Here is a 13,624-nt window from a genome sequence, read left to right as displayed (position 1 = left end):
TCGGTTAGAATACCTGCCTGTCACGCAGGGGGTCGCGGGTTCGAGTCCCGTCCGTTCCGCCACCCTAATTAGGGGCGTAGTTCAATTGGTAGAGCACCGGTCTCCAAAACCGGGTGTTGGGAGTTCGAGTCTCTCCGCCCCTGCCAGAAATCATCCTTAGCGAAAGCTAGGGATTTTTTTTGTCTAAAATAACCCTCTCCGAAGTAAATCCATCCACCGGCGTCCTTGCCAGCCATTCAGATTAATACACTTCATCCAGCACGTTAATTTTCAATAGATCGCGAATCAACGCATTTTTATCGCTATTTTGCAGCCATATGGCATAAAGTGGCCGTGAAAGTGTTGTGCTATCGACAACGGTATGCAGGCCGACTTTTTTACGTGCCCAGCTGACCGGTAGCCAGGTGCAACCATTAAGCATCGCAATCTGTTGCTGTGCCAGTTCAGCAGAACTGGTTGTCAGAATGGGAACTTCGTCAGCGCCGATCAAACCTGCCTCATGCTGTTGAAAATCAGGCCCCCATTCCAGTCGCAGATAGTTAAGATCCCCCTTTAGTTTGGAAGGTGCACTGGTATAGAGCGCTAAAGTGAAATACCCCAGCAACTGACTGCTAAATTCGTCCATTTTGGGCGCTTCAGTAGTAATAAGAAGATCAAGCTGGCGTTCATGCAGCTGTTTTACCAGAGACTGCCGTTGGGCAATTCGTGCTTCGAACTGTAAGCCTGTATGGGTATCCTGACTTTGATACAAGCGTCCCAGCCACTGATTAAGCATACATTCCCATAACGAGGCGCTGGCACCGATAGAAAACTCATTATGTCGTGAGGTATGCGCCACCTCCTTACGGGCGGCCTGCCAGGTACTCATGAGCGTTTCTGCATAAGGCAGAAGCTTTTCACCGGCAGCGGTTAAACGGATATTGTTTCTGTGGCGGGTGAAAAGGTTCACACCCAGTTGATTTTCCAGTTGTCTGATTCGAAAGCTCACTGCTGACTGGGTCAGATAGAGCGATTCTGCCGCTCGACCAAAGTGACGCGTTCGGCTAACTTCCAGGAAAGTTTTTAACAATTCCGTATCCACAGTGCTCTCCGCAAAATTATTTTTCGTTATGATTTAAATGTTTTGTTTTACACTCTGTCAAGCGTAACTAATACTCCGCGCCATAACTAGCTCGGTCAAAGAATTAGGAGCGTGCAGGATGGCGGAAAGCTTTACGACGACTAATCGATATTTCGACAATAAACATTATCCACGTGGATTCTCTCGTCATGGTGATTTCACCATCAAAGAGGCACAACTGCTTGAGCGTCATGGTTATGCCTTCAATGAGCTGGATCTCGGCAAACGCGAGCCGGTTACCGAGGAAGAGAAACTCTTCGTAGCAGTATGCCGTGGCGAACGTGAGCCAGTGACAGAAGCAGAACGCGTGTGGTCCAAGTATATGACGCGAATTAAGCGTCCAAAACGTTTTCACACCCTTTCCGGCGGTAAACCGCAGGTTGAAGGTGCTGAAGACTACACTGATTCCGACGATTAATAAAAAGGGCGAAATGCCCTTTTTTTATGTCAACAGTTTTTGCAAATGGATGAGCAAGCGATCGATAGCACGATAGCTAACTGCCTCCTGCAAATGCGGCCGTGTGATAATGTCAGACTGATCAATATCAGCAATGGTTCGTGCTACTTTCAGTAACCGCTGCCAGGCACGAATCGATAATCCCAGATGGATCAGCGTTTCTTCCAGCCACTGCGCGTCTTCGTTCTCAAGCTTGCAGAATTGCCGTATTTCCGGACTATCCAGCCAGGCATTCAGTTTATTCTGCCGCTTAAATTGGCGCTCTCTGGCGGCCATTACGCGTTGTTTAATAGTGGCGCTGCTTTCTCCCAGAACTACCGCTTTACTCAAAATGCCGGGGGGCGGTAGTGGGATCTCCAGTGAGAGATCGAAGCGGTCGAGAAAAGGACCCGAGAGCCTGTTCAGATAACGTAATGTTTGTTCTGGTGTGCAGCGGTTATGGTTTCCCTGATAATGTCCGGTAGGGCTGGGGTTCATCGCCGCGACAAGCTGGAAACGGGCTGGATAGGTGATTTTTGCTCGCGTGCGTGAAAGGTGGATCTGCCCGGATTCAATCGGCTCTCGCAAGGCATCCAGGGTACGCCGTTCAAATTCAGGTAGCTCATCAAGAAAAAGTACGCCGTTATGCGCCAGCGAAATTTCCCCTGGCCCAGGAATTGCACCACCGCCCACCATGGCAGTTAACGACGCACTGTGATGCGGTGAACGGAACGGGCGCTGCCGCCATTGTTTTTGTACCGATTCAGCATTTACCAGACTTAATATCGCAGCGCTCTCCAGTGCCTCTTCATTGCTTAAATCTGGCAACAGGCCATTAATACGGCTGGCGAGCATTGTTTTACCGGTTCCCGGCGGCCCAATCAGTAAAAGGTTGTGCCCGCCAGCAGCGGTAATTTCCAGGCCTCGCTTTCCTTGCTCCTGACCGACAACATCACTGAGATCCTGTTGTAATACCCGGGATACTACATCAGTTGGTTTCGGGCGTTCGAGAGCGTGTTTACCTTCCAGGAACGCACAGACAGCCTGCAGATGATCGGCTATCAGGCATCCTTCACCGTTAATTAGCCCCACTTCATCTTCGTTGTCTTTCGAGACGATAATCTTTCTGCCTGCCTTTATGGCTTCAGTTGCGCTGGAGATTGCGCCAGGAACGCCGCGCAGAGCGCCTGTAAGCGCCAGTTCTCCGACTAATTCATATTCATCCAATTTATTGGCTGTAAGCTGCTCTGAGGCCGCCAGCAACGCAATAGCGATAGGTAAATCATATCGTCCCCCTTCTTTTGGTAGATCGGCTGGAGCAAGATTGATAGTGATTTTTTTCGCCGGATATTCATATCCGCTATTGATAATGGCGCTGCGCACGCGATCGCGAGCTTCTTTTACCGTTGTTTCAGGTAAGCCCACCATCGTTAAGCCGGGTAGACCTTTACTGATATGTACCTCAACAGTGATTGGGGGCGCATTTACTCCCAGGGCTGCGCGGGTATGAACAATTGACAGTGACATAAACCCTCCTTGAGTCACCATTATGTGCATAAGTTATCGCTGCTGTAGCCCGCTAATTCGTGAATTTTAGCGGCTGATTCCGGTTTGTTTGTGCAAGTGAAGTTGAGTTGTTCTGACGGTGGAATGATGCTCGCAAAAATGCAGCGGACAAAGTCTGAACTACGAGGAGGGGAACAACATTCATACAGAAATTGAATTTTTTTCACTGACTGTTTTCTTTTTTAAAACAACAGTTTCTATTGAAATTATTAAAGGCATCATAAAAATCGTCCAAAAAATATCTTGTGCTATTTGCAAAATCTATGGTAACTCTTTAGGTATTCCTTCGAACAAGATGCAAGAAAAGACAAAATGACAGCCCTTCTACGAGTGATTAGCCTGGTCGTGATTAGCGTGGTGGTGATTATTATCCCACCGTGCGGGGCTGCACTTGGACGAGGAAAGGCTTAGAGATCAAGCCTTAACGAACTAAGCCCCCCGCACCGAAAGGTCCGGGGGTTTTTTTTGACCTTAAAAACATAATCGAGGAGCAGACAATGAATAACAGCACAAAATTCTGTTTCTCAAGATTCAGGACGGGGAACTAACTATGAATGGCGCACAGTGGGTGGTACATGCGTTGCGGGCACAGGGTGTGAATACCGTTTTCGGTTATCCGGGTGGCGCAATTATGCCGGTTTACGATGCATTGTATGACGGCGGCGTGGAGCACTTGCTGTGCCGACATGAGCAGGGTGCGGCAATGGCGGCTATTGGTTATGCCCGCGCTACCGGCAAAACCGGCGTATGTATCGCCACGTCTGGTCCAGGCGCAACCAACCTGATAACCGGGCTTGCGGACGCGCTGTTAGATTCCATCCCTGTCGTTGCTATCACCGGTCAGGTGTCCGCACCCTTCATCGGCACTGACGCATTTCAGGAAGTGGATGTACTGGGCTTGTCGTTAGCCTGCACCAAACATAGCTTCCTGGTACAGTCGCTGGAAGAGTTGCCGCGTATCATGGCTGAAGCATTTGAAGTTGCCTGCTCAGGTCGTCCTGGCCCGGTTCTGGTCGATATCCCCAAAGATATCCAGTTAGCCAGCGGCGATCTGGAGCCATATTTCACCACTGTTGAAAACGAAGTGACTTTCCCACATGCCGAAGTCGAGCAAGCGCGACAGATGCTGGCAAAAGCGCAAAAACCGATGCTGTACGTTGGCGGTGGCGTGGGCATGGCGCAGGCGGTTTCGGCTTTGCGTGAATTTCTTGCTGCCACGAAAATGCCTGCCACCTGCACGCTGAAAGGGCTGGGCGCAGTTGAAGTGGATTATCCGTACTATCTGGGCATGCTGGGAATGCACGGCACCAAAGCGGCGAACTTCGCGGTGCAGGAATGTGATTTGCTGATCGCCGTAGGTGCACGTTTTGATGACCGGGTAACGGGCAAACTGAATACTTTTGCACCGCACGCCAACGTTATCCATATGGATATCGACCCGGCAGAAATGAACAAGCTGCGTCAGGCACATGTGGCATTACAGGGGGATTTAAATGCTCTGTTACCAGCATTACAGCAGCCGTTAAATATCAATGACTGGCAGCAATACTGCGCGCAACTGCGTGATGAACATGCCTGGCGTTACGACCATCCCGGTGACGCTATCTACGCGCCGTTGTTGTTAAAACAACTGTCGGATCGTAAACCTGCGGATTGCGTCGTGACCACAGATGTGGGGCAGCACCAGATGTGGGCTGCGCAGCACATCGCCCACACTCGCCCGGAGAATTTCATCACCTCCAGCGGTTTAGGCACCATGGGTTTTGGTTTACCAGCGGCGGTTGGCGCACAAGTCGCGCGCCCGAACGATACCGTCGTTTGTATCTCCGGTGACGGCTCTTTCATGATGAATGTGCAAGAGCTGGGCACCGTAAAACGCAAGCAGTTACCGTTGAAAATCGTCTTACTCGATAATCAACGGTTAGGGATGGTTCGACAATGGCAGCAACTGTTTTTCCAGGAACGATATAGCGAAACCACTCTGACCGATAACCCCGATTTCCTCATGTTAGCCAGCGCCTTCGGTATCCCTGGCCAACACATCACCCATAAAGACCAGGTTGAAGCGGCACTCGACACTATGCTGAACAGTGATGGGCCATACCTGCTTCATGTCTCAATCGACGAACTTGAGAACGTCTGGCCGTTGGTGCCGCCTGGCGCCAGTAATTCAGAAATGTTGGAGAAATTATCATGATGCAACATCAGGTCAATGTATCGGCTCGCTTCAATCCTGAAACCTTAGAACGTGTTTTACGCGTGGTGCGTCATCGTGGTTTCCACGTCTGCTCAATGAATATGGCCGCAGCCAGCGATGCACAAAATATAAATATCGAATTGACCGTTGCCAGCCCACGGTCGGTCGACTTACTGTTTAGTCAGTTAAATAAACTGGTGGACGTCGCACACGTTGCCATCTGCCAGAGCACAACCACATCACAACAAATCCGCGCCTGAGCGTAAAAGGAATATAAAAATGACCACGAAGAAAGCTGATTACATTTGGTTCAATGGGGAGATGGTTCGCTGGGAAGACGCGAAGGTGCATGTGATGTCGCACGCGCTGCACTATGGCACCTCGGTTTTTGAAGGCATCCGTTGCTACGACTCGCACAAAGGACCGGTTGTATTCCGCCATCGTGAGCATATGCAGCGTCTGCATGACTCTGCCAAAATCTATCGCTTCCCGGTTTCGCAGAGCATTGATGAGCTGATGGAAGCTTGTCGTGACGTGATCCGCAAAAATAATCTCACCAGCGCCTATATCCGTCCGCTGATCTTCGTCGGTGATGTTGGCATGGGCGTAAACCCGCCAGCGGGATACTCAACCGATGTGATTATCGCCGCTTTCCCGTGGGGAGCGTATCTGGGGGCAGAAGCGCTGGAGCAGGGGATCGATGCGATGGTTTCCTCCTGGAACCGCGCAGCACCAAACACCATCCCAACCGCGGCGAAAGCCGGTGGTAACTATCTCTCTTCCCTGCTGGTGGGTAGCGAAGCGCGCCGCCACGGTTATCAGGAAGGTATCGCACTGGATGTGAATGGTTACATCTCTGAAGGCGCAGGCGAAAACCTGTTTGAAGTGAAAGATGGGGTGCTGTTCACCCCGCCGTTCACTTCATCCGCGCTGCCGGGTATTACTCGTGATGCCATCATCAAACTGGCGAAAGAGCTGGGAATTGAAGTGCGTGAACAGGTGCTGTCGCGCGAATCTCTGTACCTGGCAGATGAAGTCTTTATGTCCGGTACGGCGGCAGAAATCACGCCAGTGCGCAGCGTAGACGGTATTCAGGTTGGAGAAGGCCGTTGTGGCCCGGTCACCAAACGCATCCAGCAAGCCTTCTTCGGCCTCTTCACCGGCGAAACCGAAGATAAATGGGGCTGGTTAGATCAAGTTAATCAATAAATACAAAAAATGGGACGGCACGCACCGTCCCATTTACGAGACAGACACTGGGAGTAAATAAAGTATGCCTAAGTACCGTTCAGCCACCACCACTCATGGTCGTAATATGGCGGGTGCTCGTGCGCTGTGGCGCGCCACCGGAATGACCGACGCCGATTTCGGTAAGCCGATTATCGCGGTTGTGAACTCGTTCACCCAATTTGTACCGGGTCACGTCCATCTGCGCGATCTCGGTAAACTGGTCGCCGAACAAATTGAAGCGGCTGGCGGCGTTGCCAAAGAGTTCAACACCATCGCGGTGGATGATGGGATCGCCATGGGCCACGGGGGCATGCTTTATTCACTGCCATCTCGCGAACTGATTGCTGATTCTGTTGAGTACATGGTCAATGCCCACTGCGCTGACGCCATGGTCTGTATCTCTAACTGTGACAAAATCACCCCGGGGATGCTGATGGCCTCCCTGCGATTAAACATTCCGGTGATCTTTGTTTCCGGTGGTCCGATGGAGGCCGGGAAAACCAAACTGTCCGATCAGATCATCACGCTCGATCTGGTTGATGCGATGATCCAGGGTGCAGACCCGAAAGTTTCTGACTCCCAGAGCGATCAGGTTGAACGTTCTGCTTGCCCAACCTGTGGTTCCTGCTCCGGGATGTTCACCGCTAACTCGATGAACTGCCTGACCGAAGCGCTGGGCCTGTCACAGCCGGGCAACGGCTCGCTGCTGGCAACCCACGCTGACCGTAAACAACTGTTCATCAACGCCGGTAAACGCATTGTTGAACTGACAAAACGTTACTACGAACAGGATGATGAAAGTGCACTGCCGCGTAACATCGCCAGTAAAGCCGCGTTTGAGAACGCCATGACGCTGGATATCGCGATGGGCGGCTCTACCAATACCGTGCTGCATCTGCTGGCGGCGGCGCAGGAAGCGGAAATCGACTTCACCATGAGCGATATCGACAAGCTTTCACGCAGGGTGCCGCAGTTGTGCAAAGTTGCGCCGAGTACCCAGAAATACCATATGGAAGATGTTCACCGTGCTGGTGGCGTTATCGGTATTCTCGGCGAACTGGATCGCGCGGGATTACTGAATCGTAATGTGAAAAACGTGCTTGGCCTGACGTTGCCGCAAACGCTGGAACAATACGACGTTATGCTGACCCAGGATGATGCGGTGAAAAATATGTTCCGCGCTGGCCCAGCTGGTATCCGTACGACCCAGGCGTTCTCGCAGGATTGCCGCTGGGATACTCTCGATGACGATCGCGCAAACGGCTGCATCCGCTCGCTGGAACACGCCTACAGCAAAGATGGAGGCCTGGCGGTGCTCTACGGTAATTTCGCAGAAAACGGCTGCATTGTTAAAACCGCAGGCGTCGATGACAGCATCCTCAAATTCACCGGCCCGGCGAAAGTGTACGAAAGCCAGGACGATGCGGTAGAAGCGATTCTCGGCGGTAAAGTCGTGGCAGGCGATGTTGTTGTTATCCGTTACGAAGGCCCGAAAGGCGGTCCGGGGATGCAGGAAATGCTCTACCCAACCAGTTTCCTGAAATCAATGGGCCTCGGTAAAGCCTGTGCGCTTATCACCGACGGTCGCTTCTCTGGTGGTACCTCAGGTCTTTCCATCGGCCACGTCTCGCCGGAAGCGGCAAGTGGCGGCAGCATTGGCCTGATTGAAGACGGCGATCTTATCGCTATCGACATTCCGAACCGTGGCATTCAGTTACAGGTAAGCGATGCCGAACTGGCGGCGCGTCGTGAAGCCCAGGAAGCCCGTGGCGACAAAGCCTGGACGCCGAAAAACCGTGAACGTCAGGTCTCCTTCGCGCTGCGCGCCTACGCCAGCCTGGCAACCAGCGCCGACAAAGGTGCGGTGCGCGATAAATCGAAACTGGGGGGGGAATGATGGCTGACTCACAACCACTCTCCGGCGCCCCGGAAGGCGCCGAATATTTAAGAGCGGTGCTACGCGCACCGGTCTATGAAGCGGCGCAGGTCACGCCGCTACAAAAAATGGAAAAACTCTCGTCGCGTCTTGATAACGTGATTCTGGTGAAGCGCGAAGACCGCCAGCCAGTGCACAGCTTCAAGCTGCGCGGTGCATACGCCATGATGGCAGGCCTGACGGAAAAACAGAAAGCGCATGGCGTGATCACCGCTTCCGCAGGTAACCACGCGCAGGGCGTGGCATTCTCCTCCGCGCGGTTAGGCGTGAAGGCGCTGATTGTCATGCCAACCGCCACCGCCGACATCAAAGTCGACGCGGTGCGCGGCTTCGGCGGCGAAGTGCTGCTCCACGGCGCGAACTTCGATGAAGCGAAAGCCAAAGCCATTGAACTGTCACAACAGCAGGGCTTTACCTGGGTGCCGCCATTCGACCATCCGATGGTGATCGCCGGGCAAGGCACGCTGGCGCTGGAACTGCTCCAGCAGGATGCCCATCTCGACCGCGTATTTGTGCCGGTCGGCGGCGGTGGCCTGGCGGCGGGCGTGGCGGTGCTGATCAAACAACTGATGCCACAAATCAAAGTGATCGCCGTAGAAGCCGAAGACTCTGCCTGCCTGAAAGCGGCGCTGGATGCAGGTCATCCGGTTGATTTGCCGCGCGTGGGGCTGTTTGCCGAAGGCGTGGCGGTAAAACGCATCGGCGATGAGACGTTCCGTTTGTGTCAGGAATACCTCGACGACATCATCACCGTAGACAGCGATGCGATTTGCGCAGCGATGAAAGATCTGTTCGAAGACGTGCGCGCGGTGGCGGAACCTTCCGGCGCGCTGGCGCTGGCAGGAATGAAGAAATACATCGCCCGGCACAATATTCGCGGCGAACGTCTGGCACATGTGCTCTCCGGTGCCAATGTGAACTTCCACGGCCTGCGCTACGTCTCGGAACGCTGCGAGCTGGGCGAACAGCGTGAGGCGCTGCTGGCGGTGACCATTCCGGAAGAGAAAGGCAGCTTCCTGAAGTTTTGCCAGCTACTCGGCGGTCGGTCGGTCACTGAATTTAACTACCGTTTTGCCGATGCGAAAGACGCCTGTATTTTTGTCGGCGTGCGTTTAAGTCGTGGGCTGGAGGAGCGTCAGGAGATCCTGCAACTGCTCCACGAAGGCGGCTATGGCGTGGTTGACCTCTCTGATGATGAGATGGCGAAGCTGCACGTGCGCTATATGGTCGGTGGTCGCCCGTCAAAACCGCTTCAGGAGCGACTGTTTAGCTTTGAGTTCCCGGAGTCCCCGGGTGCATTGCTGAAGTTTTTGCATACGTTAGGAACCCACTGGAACATCTCCCTGTTCCACTACCGTAGCCACGGTACCGACTACGGTCGTGTGCTGGCGGCCTTCGAACTGGGCGAGCACGAGCCGGATTTCGAAACGCGGCTGAAAGAGCTGGGCTATGAGTGTCATGACGAGACCCATAACCCGGCGTTCAGGTTCTTTTTGGCATAGTATTCAATCCCTCCATCTCGGGGGGATTTTTCTGTGTTGTGTCAACCTGGTAACGGGTTAAGATACAGCGGACAATTATTTTCAGGGACGTTTCATATGAAGGGGTTATATATTTTTTTATCGGGATTTTTTTGTTTGTTCTACTCTACCGCTCATGCCAATGAAACAGTACCCCCTGATAACACAGATAATATAATTTGCCACAAAGAAGACGATCCGGATGAGATGGTCTTTGTGCAATCTTGTCAATACAAAAATATGGGGTTATTACAGGCTTACGCCCTTTATCTTTCTAAAGTCATGCCTGATTCTCAAAAAGATTTCATCAAAAACCCTCAACCAGGTCAAAGCAAACATATTAAAGACCTGGGAAATGCGATGTTCGTAGACTATAAATGGCAGGGTGTTAATGATTTAAGTATTGACCAGGCTTATGAGGGTGGCGAAACCAAAATAACATTTAAATATAATGGAAAGGATACGGCGGTTATTACCACCTCGTATCCTGATTAATATTTCATACGTATGCTCATTAATGTGAGCGTGACAATGGAACAGGATAACCATATGACCAGCCGCTTCCATGGATTTGCACAAGAAGGACTCAATTTTCTCCAGCAGGTCCGTATTGAAAACGATAAAGCCTGGTTCGATGAACACCGTTTTATCTACGAACGCAGTCTGCTCACGCCGTTCCGTGCGCTGGTGGAGGCCTTAGCACCCGCAATGCTGGAGATTGACCCACTGTTAGAAACCCGTCCCGCCATTGGCAAAACGCTGTCGCGGATTCATCGCGATACGCGCTTCTCGCGCGATAAATCGCGTTACCGTAGCCGGATGTGGCTGACCTTTAAACGCTCGGCGAAAAACTGGACCGATGCGCCAGTGTATTTTTTTGAAATCAGCCCGGATACGCTGCGCTACGGCCTCGGCTATTACAGCGCCAGCAAGCCGACGATGGACTTGTTCCGCTATACGTTAAAACAGCGCCCGGCGCAGTTTCTGCAAGTTGCTGAATGCTGCCAGCCGCCATTTGAACTGGTGGGCGAAAGCTATAAGCGGCTAAAAGTAAAAGACCTCGACCCAACGATTTCCGACTGGTATCACCGTAAAACCTTTGCCGTGATGGTGACGGATAACGCAGTAGACAAATTATTCAGCGCGGATCTGGTCGACACACTGACGCAGGGTTTTCAGCAGCTTGAACCGCTGTATCAGTGGCTGATGACGGTGGAGACAATGAAGCAGGTGGACCCGGCGGATTTATAAGCGGAAGTAAAACTAGGCACAAACGCTGGAATGAATTTGACCCGCCGAAGGCTGCCCCAGATGAGAGACAGTGATGTCTCTCATGGGAACGTTATGATATTAAATCACCTCTTTGGAACTGCGTGAGCGCTTGTCCATCACTTCCGGCCATTTAAATAAAAAATTATTTTTCAGGAAAATAAATGGATGGGGTTCATTCGTAACATCAGGGACGGGCATAAAGGCCATATAATGTTGGCAATAACTCCAGATTTTCGGGATGTAGCTGCGCTGTCTTTCCATTTCTTCGGCACTCCACGGCGAACGGGTGGCATACATTCGGGTTTGCCGCAGCATACTGATGTCATTCGAGTGATTTTCAACGAGATGAAGCCCAAAGTAAGGCATATTATGACCGCCGAACACTCTGCCCAGGCTCCATGCTTCAACATCTTTCCAGTCCATTTCATGAAAAACGAGTTTTATTTTTCCAAAGAAGATATTTTTTTCAATGATTAAATCTGAGAAATAAACTTTCTGTGTTTTACGATTCAACCTGATCGGAAGATAGTGCGGCGTGAAAAAGGCTATTTTGGCGGCACCGGGCAGAATGCATAATCCAAAGAAAAGACTAAGCAGATATAAAAAAAGAAGGCCGCTGTCAAAGCGTGTTATGCAAAGAGAGATGATTGAAATTATTAAAAAACTAATCGATAACAACGAGAGCACAACCCCCATGAAAACAGTACCCGACGCTGACCAGAAAGGTAGTCGCCTGAACTCGAGATAATCATCGTTAGCTTCTGCATACCACGGCATCTCTGGCGCGATCGTGTTATTACTCACATCGGTGGGGAGGCGCTCTAAACTGATCTTTTCTGCGTCTAAAGGCCAGGAACCAATGGCTGTTATGTTTTTTGCAAAAAAATACAGCATTTCTTTGTCAGAGACAGAATCATTTTTTTTCATAAAATAGTCATTGTCCATAATAACGAGATTGTTAAATTGGTTATGTGAATGGTTCTTATGCAATGCATTACTTGAGTATCCTGTTTTTCACATAGTTATCCAGTTTCTCCGACTTATAAAAGCTCATACACCGCTCCATTATGTTATTGGCATCCTTTGCGCTATCTGGATGTAGCGCCAGGGTTACGATTGTATCAGCATTTGCTTCTGCCACTGAAGATGTCATTGACGAATTATTAGTCCATGGCAATAAAGTGAAGATAATGATTGGTACGATCAATGCATTTACTGATCCGAATTTTTTGGATCATTGTGCAATGAAAAAAAGTGACGTTATGTCCTTATGGGTTGATTTTCGAGGGCAAGAAAGTATTCACTGGAAACTTTATCTGATCGAACCCGATACTGTGATTATTGGTAGTGCAAACTTCACTCACGTTGGGTTGAGTCTGGCACGTGATACATGCGTTGTTATTAAAAATAAAAACATGCTGAAGGAATATCAAGAGATTATCGATGGATTTCTGGATAATGCTGAGGTTATGAGTAGTGTTGATCCTCAGTTTAAAGAAAAGATGAATAAATATAGAACTAAACACCAGAGGATGCAGCAAGCGATGAGAAATAATATTATAGATGCCAAGGTGAGTCTTAGTGCCTAGCTAGAAAATGAATATCATCAGCGGATAAAGATATTTGTTTGGAAGAATAATCACTCCGCTGAAGCAAAAATAATAGCAAATGCCCTGCTTAATACTGAGGCGCGTGATAATGGCCTTCCAGAAACGGCAGGTTCAGGAAGATTTAAATATCGCGATTTGTTTACTTACCAATGCGATGAAGATGAACTTCCATGGTGTGAAGGTGATATTGTTTTATGTTTTCGGAATAATGGGAAATATATTGGATTTAAACGATTTGACAGGATAATACACCATGAAGATATTAATTATATGTATTTTTATTCAAGAGAAGACAAGAATACCCTAAGATCTGTATACTTTCATCCAAAGTAAAAGAAAATATAGCACAGCAAGCGTCTTATTGGTATGAGGAAGATAAGAATGAATTAAATAAAGAAGAGTTGCGGTTATTATTGAAGTAAATAGAATTTATGAGTATATACTCAAAATCATTCTGGTTGCTTCAAGACGGCAAGGAAGTGAATCCCCAGTTACTTAGAGCCTAATGGAACCGGCTCTAAGTAACTGGGTGAACGAGTGCAACCAATGCAGAAGCAGTTTGAAGAGTATATTTGGTTCTACGAGAGGTTCCGATTGCCTGCTCACTATGATAGAATAAATATTATACCAGTTTTAACAAGGGAACTATATGCTGGAATTTCTGGCGTCGGTGCTTGAGACTGTAATTTAAATTGTGTATCTGCCTGTTTTTGATATGTTCACTCCAACACCGGAGA

The 13,624-nt window shown here is 50.0% G+C and carries 14 protein-coding genes and 1 tRNA gene; 12 read left to right on the top strand and 3 right to left on the bottom strand.

Features of this window, described 5'->3' with window-relative positions; translation table 11 throughout:
• Window positions 1-70: 70 nt before the first annotated feature.
• A tRNA-Trp gene (locus tag A7090_RS21645) sits at window positions 71-146 on the top strand.
• 95 nt (window positions 147-241) lie between these two features.
• On the opposite strand, the gene hdfR is transcribed toward A7090_RS21645, so the two are convergent.
• Window positions 242-1,081 carry an HTH-type transcriptional regulator HdfR gene (hdfR, locus tag A7090_RS21640; protein ID WP_105275474.1) on the bottom strand — a complete coding sequence of 280 codons (840 nt, stop codon included), beginning with the start codon at window positions 1,079-1,081 and terminating at the stop codon, window positions 242-244.
• 118 nt (window positions 1,082-1,199) lie between these two features.
• Here hdfR and maoP point away from each other — a divergent pair, with 118 nt between their 5' ends.
• Window positions 1,200-1,538 carry a macrodomain Ori organization protein MaoP gene (gene maoP / locus A7090_RS21635; protein ID WP_000841001.1) on the top strand — a complete coding sequence of 113 codons (339 nt, stop codon included), beginning with the start codon at window positions 1,200-1,202 and terminating at the stop codon, window positions 1,536-1,538.
• A 24-nt stretch (window positions 1,539-1,562) separates the two neighbouring features.
• Here the strand turns inward: maoP and A7090_RS21630 are convergent, their stop codons facing one another.
• A complete protein-coding gene (locus tag A7090_RS21630) occupies window positions 1,563-3,083 on the bottom strand; it encodes a YifB family Mg chelatase-like AAA ATPase (RefSeq protein ID WP_105275473.1) in 1,521 nt (506 codons plus the stop codon).
• Between the two features lie 351 nt (window positions 3,084-3,434).
• On the opposite strand from A7090_RS21630, the gene ilvL reads away from it, so the two are divergent.
• The 9 genes from ilvL (at window position 3,435) to A7090_RS21575 (ending at window position 11,256) form a co-directional block, all read left to right on the top strand.
• Window positions 3,435-3,533: an ilv operon leader peptide gene (ilvL, locus tag A7090_RS21615; RefSeq protein ID WP_001311244.1), complete on the top strand. Its 99-nt coding sequence runs from the start codon at window positions 3,435-3,437 to the stop codon at window positions 3,531-3,533.
• An 86-nt stretch (window positions 3,534-3,619) separates the two neighbouring features.
• A complete protein-coding gene (gene ilvX, locus A7090_RS21610; RefSeq protein WP_001387183.1) occupies window positions 3,620-3,670 on the top strand; it encodes a peptide IlvX in 51 nt (16 codons plus the stop codon).
• A 2-nt stretch (window positions 3,671-3,672) separates the two neighbouring features.
• The gene (gene ilvG / locus A7090_RS21605; protein WP_105275471.1) at window positions 3,673-5,319 is read left to right on the top strand and encodes an acetolactate synthase 2 catalytic subunit; all 1,647 of its coding nucleotides are present in this window, start codon (window positions 3,673-3,675) and stop codon (window positions 5,317-5,319) included.
• A complete protein-coding gene (gene ilvM / locus A7090_RS21600) occupies window positions 5,316-5,579 on the top strand; it encodes an acetolactate synthase 2 small subunit (protein ID WP_000983255.1) in 264 nt (87 codons plus the stop codon). Before ilvG ends, ilvM begins: the two co-directional genes overlap by 4 nt.
• A 19-nt stretch (window positions 5,580-5,598) precedes the next feature.
• Window positions 5,599-6,528, top strand: a complete 930-nt coding sequence (gene ilvE / locus A7090_RS21595; protein WP_000208520.1) for a branched-chain-amino-acid transaminase — start codon at window positions 5,599-5,601, stop codon at window positions 6,526-6,528.
• A 64-nt stretch (window positions 6,529-6,592) separates the two neighbouring features.
• The gene (ilvD, locus tag A7090_RS21590; protein ID WP_105275470.1) at window positions 6,593-8,446 is read left to right on the top strand and encodes a dihydroxy-acid dehydratase; all 1,854 of its coding nucleotides are present in this window, start codon (window positions 6,593-6,595) and stop codon (window positions 8,444-8,446) included.
• Window positions 8,446-9,987, top strand: coding sequence for a threonine ammonia-lyase, biosynthetic (gene ilvA / locus A7090_RS21585; RefSeq protein WP_105275476.1), 1,542 nt, complete (start codon window positions 8,446-8,448; stop codon window positions 9,985-9,987). Before ilvD ends, ilvA begins: the two co-directional genes overlap by 1 nt.
• A gap of 96 nt (window positions 9,988-10,083) precedes the next feature.
• Window positions 10,084-10,500, top strand: a complete 417-nt coding sequence (locus A7090_RS21580) for a hypothetical protein (RefSeq protein ID WP_105275469.1) — start codon at window positions 10,084-10,086, stop codon at window positions 10,498-10,500.
• A gap of 54 nt (window positions 10,501-10,554) precedes the next feature.
• Window positions 10,555-11,256, top strand: coding sequence for a DUF2461 domain-containing protein (locus A7090_RS21575; RefSeq protein ID WP_105275468.1), 702 nt, complete (start codon window positions 10,555-10,557; stop codon window positions 11,254-11,256).
• A gap of 99 nt (window positions 11,257-11,355) precedes the next feature.
• Here the strand turns inward: A7090_RS21575 and A7090_RS21570 are convergent, their stop codons facing one another.
• On the bottom strand, window positions 11,356-12,204 hold the full coding sequence (locus A7090_RS21570) for a DUF6708 domain-containing protein (RefSeq protein ID WP_105275475.1): 849 nt from the start codon (window positions 12,202-12,204) through the stop codon (window positions 11,356-11,358).
• Window positions 12,205-12,344: 140 nt separating this feature from the next.
• On the opposite strand from A7090_RS21570, the gene A7090_RS21565 reads away from it, so the two are divergent.
• On the top strand, window positions 12,345-12,866 hold the full coding sequence (locus A7090_RS21565) for a phospholipase D family protein (RefSeq protein WP_105275467.1): 522 nt from the start codon (window positions 12,345-12,347) through the stop codon (window positions 12,864-12,866).
• The last annotated feature ends 758 nt before the right edge of the window (window positions 12,867-13,624 follow it).

This window comes from Escherichia sp. MOD1-EC7003 (genome assembly GCF_002965065.1).
Taxonomy (GTDB): Bacteria; Pseudomonadota; Gammaproteobacteria; order Enterobacterales; family Enterobacteriaceae; genus Escherichia.
Note: the sequence above shows the minus strand (reverse complement) of the source record. Positions and strands in the feature narration are given on the sequence as shown.

Coding starts and splice junctions, on each gene's coding strand:
- maoP (WP_000841001.1), top strand. CDS start 1,200: ATGGCGGAAAGCTTTACGACGACTAATCGATATTTCGACAATAAACAT.
- A7090_RS21630 (WP_105275473.1), bottom strand. CDS start 3,083: ATGTCACTGTCAATTGTTCATACCCGCGCAGCCCTGGGAGTAAATGCG.
- ilvL (WP_001311244.1), top strand. CDS start 3,435: ATGACAGCCCTTCTACGAGTGATTAGCCTGGTCGTGATTAGCGTGGTG.
- ilvG (WP_105275471.1), top strand. CDS start 3,673: ATGAATGGCGCACAGTGGGTGGTACATGCGTTGCGGGCACAGGGTGTG.
- ilvM (WP_000983255.1), top strand. CDS start 5,316: ATGATGCAACATCAGGTCAATGTATCGGCTCGCTTCAATCCTGAAACC.
- ilvE (WP_000208520.1), top strand. CDS start 5,599: ATGACCACGAAGAAAGCTGATTACATTTGGTTCAATGGGGAGATGGTT.
- ilvD (WP_105275470.1), top strand. CDS start 6,593: ATGCCTAAGTACCGTTCAGCCACCACCACTCATGGTCGTAATATGGCG.
- ilvA (WP_105275476.1), top strand. CDS start 8,446: ATGGCTGACTCACAACCACTCTCCGGCGCCCCGGAAGGCGCCGAATAT.
- A7090_RS21580 (WP_105275469.1), top strand. CDS start 10,084: ATGAAGGGGTTATATATTTTTTTATCGGGATTTTTTTGTTTGTTCTAC.
- A7090_RS21575 (WP_105275468.1), top strand. CDS start 10,555: ATGACCAGCCGCTTCCATGGATTTGCACAAGAAGGACTCAATTTTCTC.
- A7090_RS21570 (WP_105275475.1), bottom strand. CDS start 12,204: ATGAAAAAAAATGATTCTGTCTCTGACAAAGAAATGCTGTATTTTTTT.
- A7090_RS21565 (WP_105275467.1), top strand. CDS start 12,345: ATGTTATTGGCATCCTTTGCGCTATCTGGATGTAGCGCCAGGGTTACG.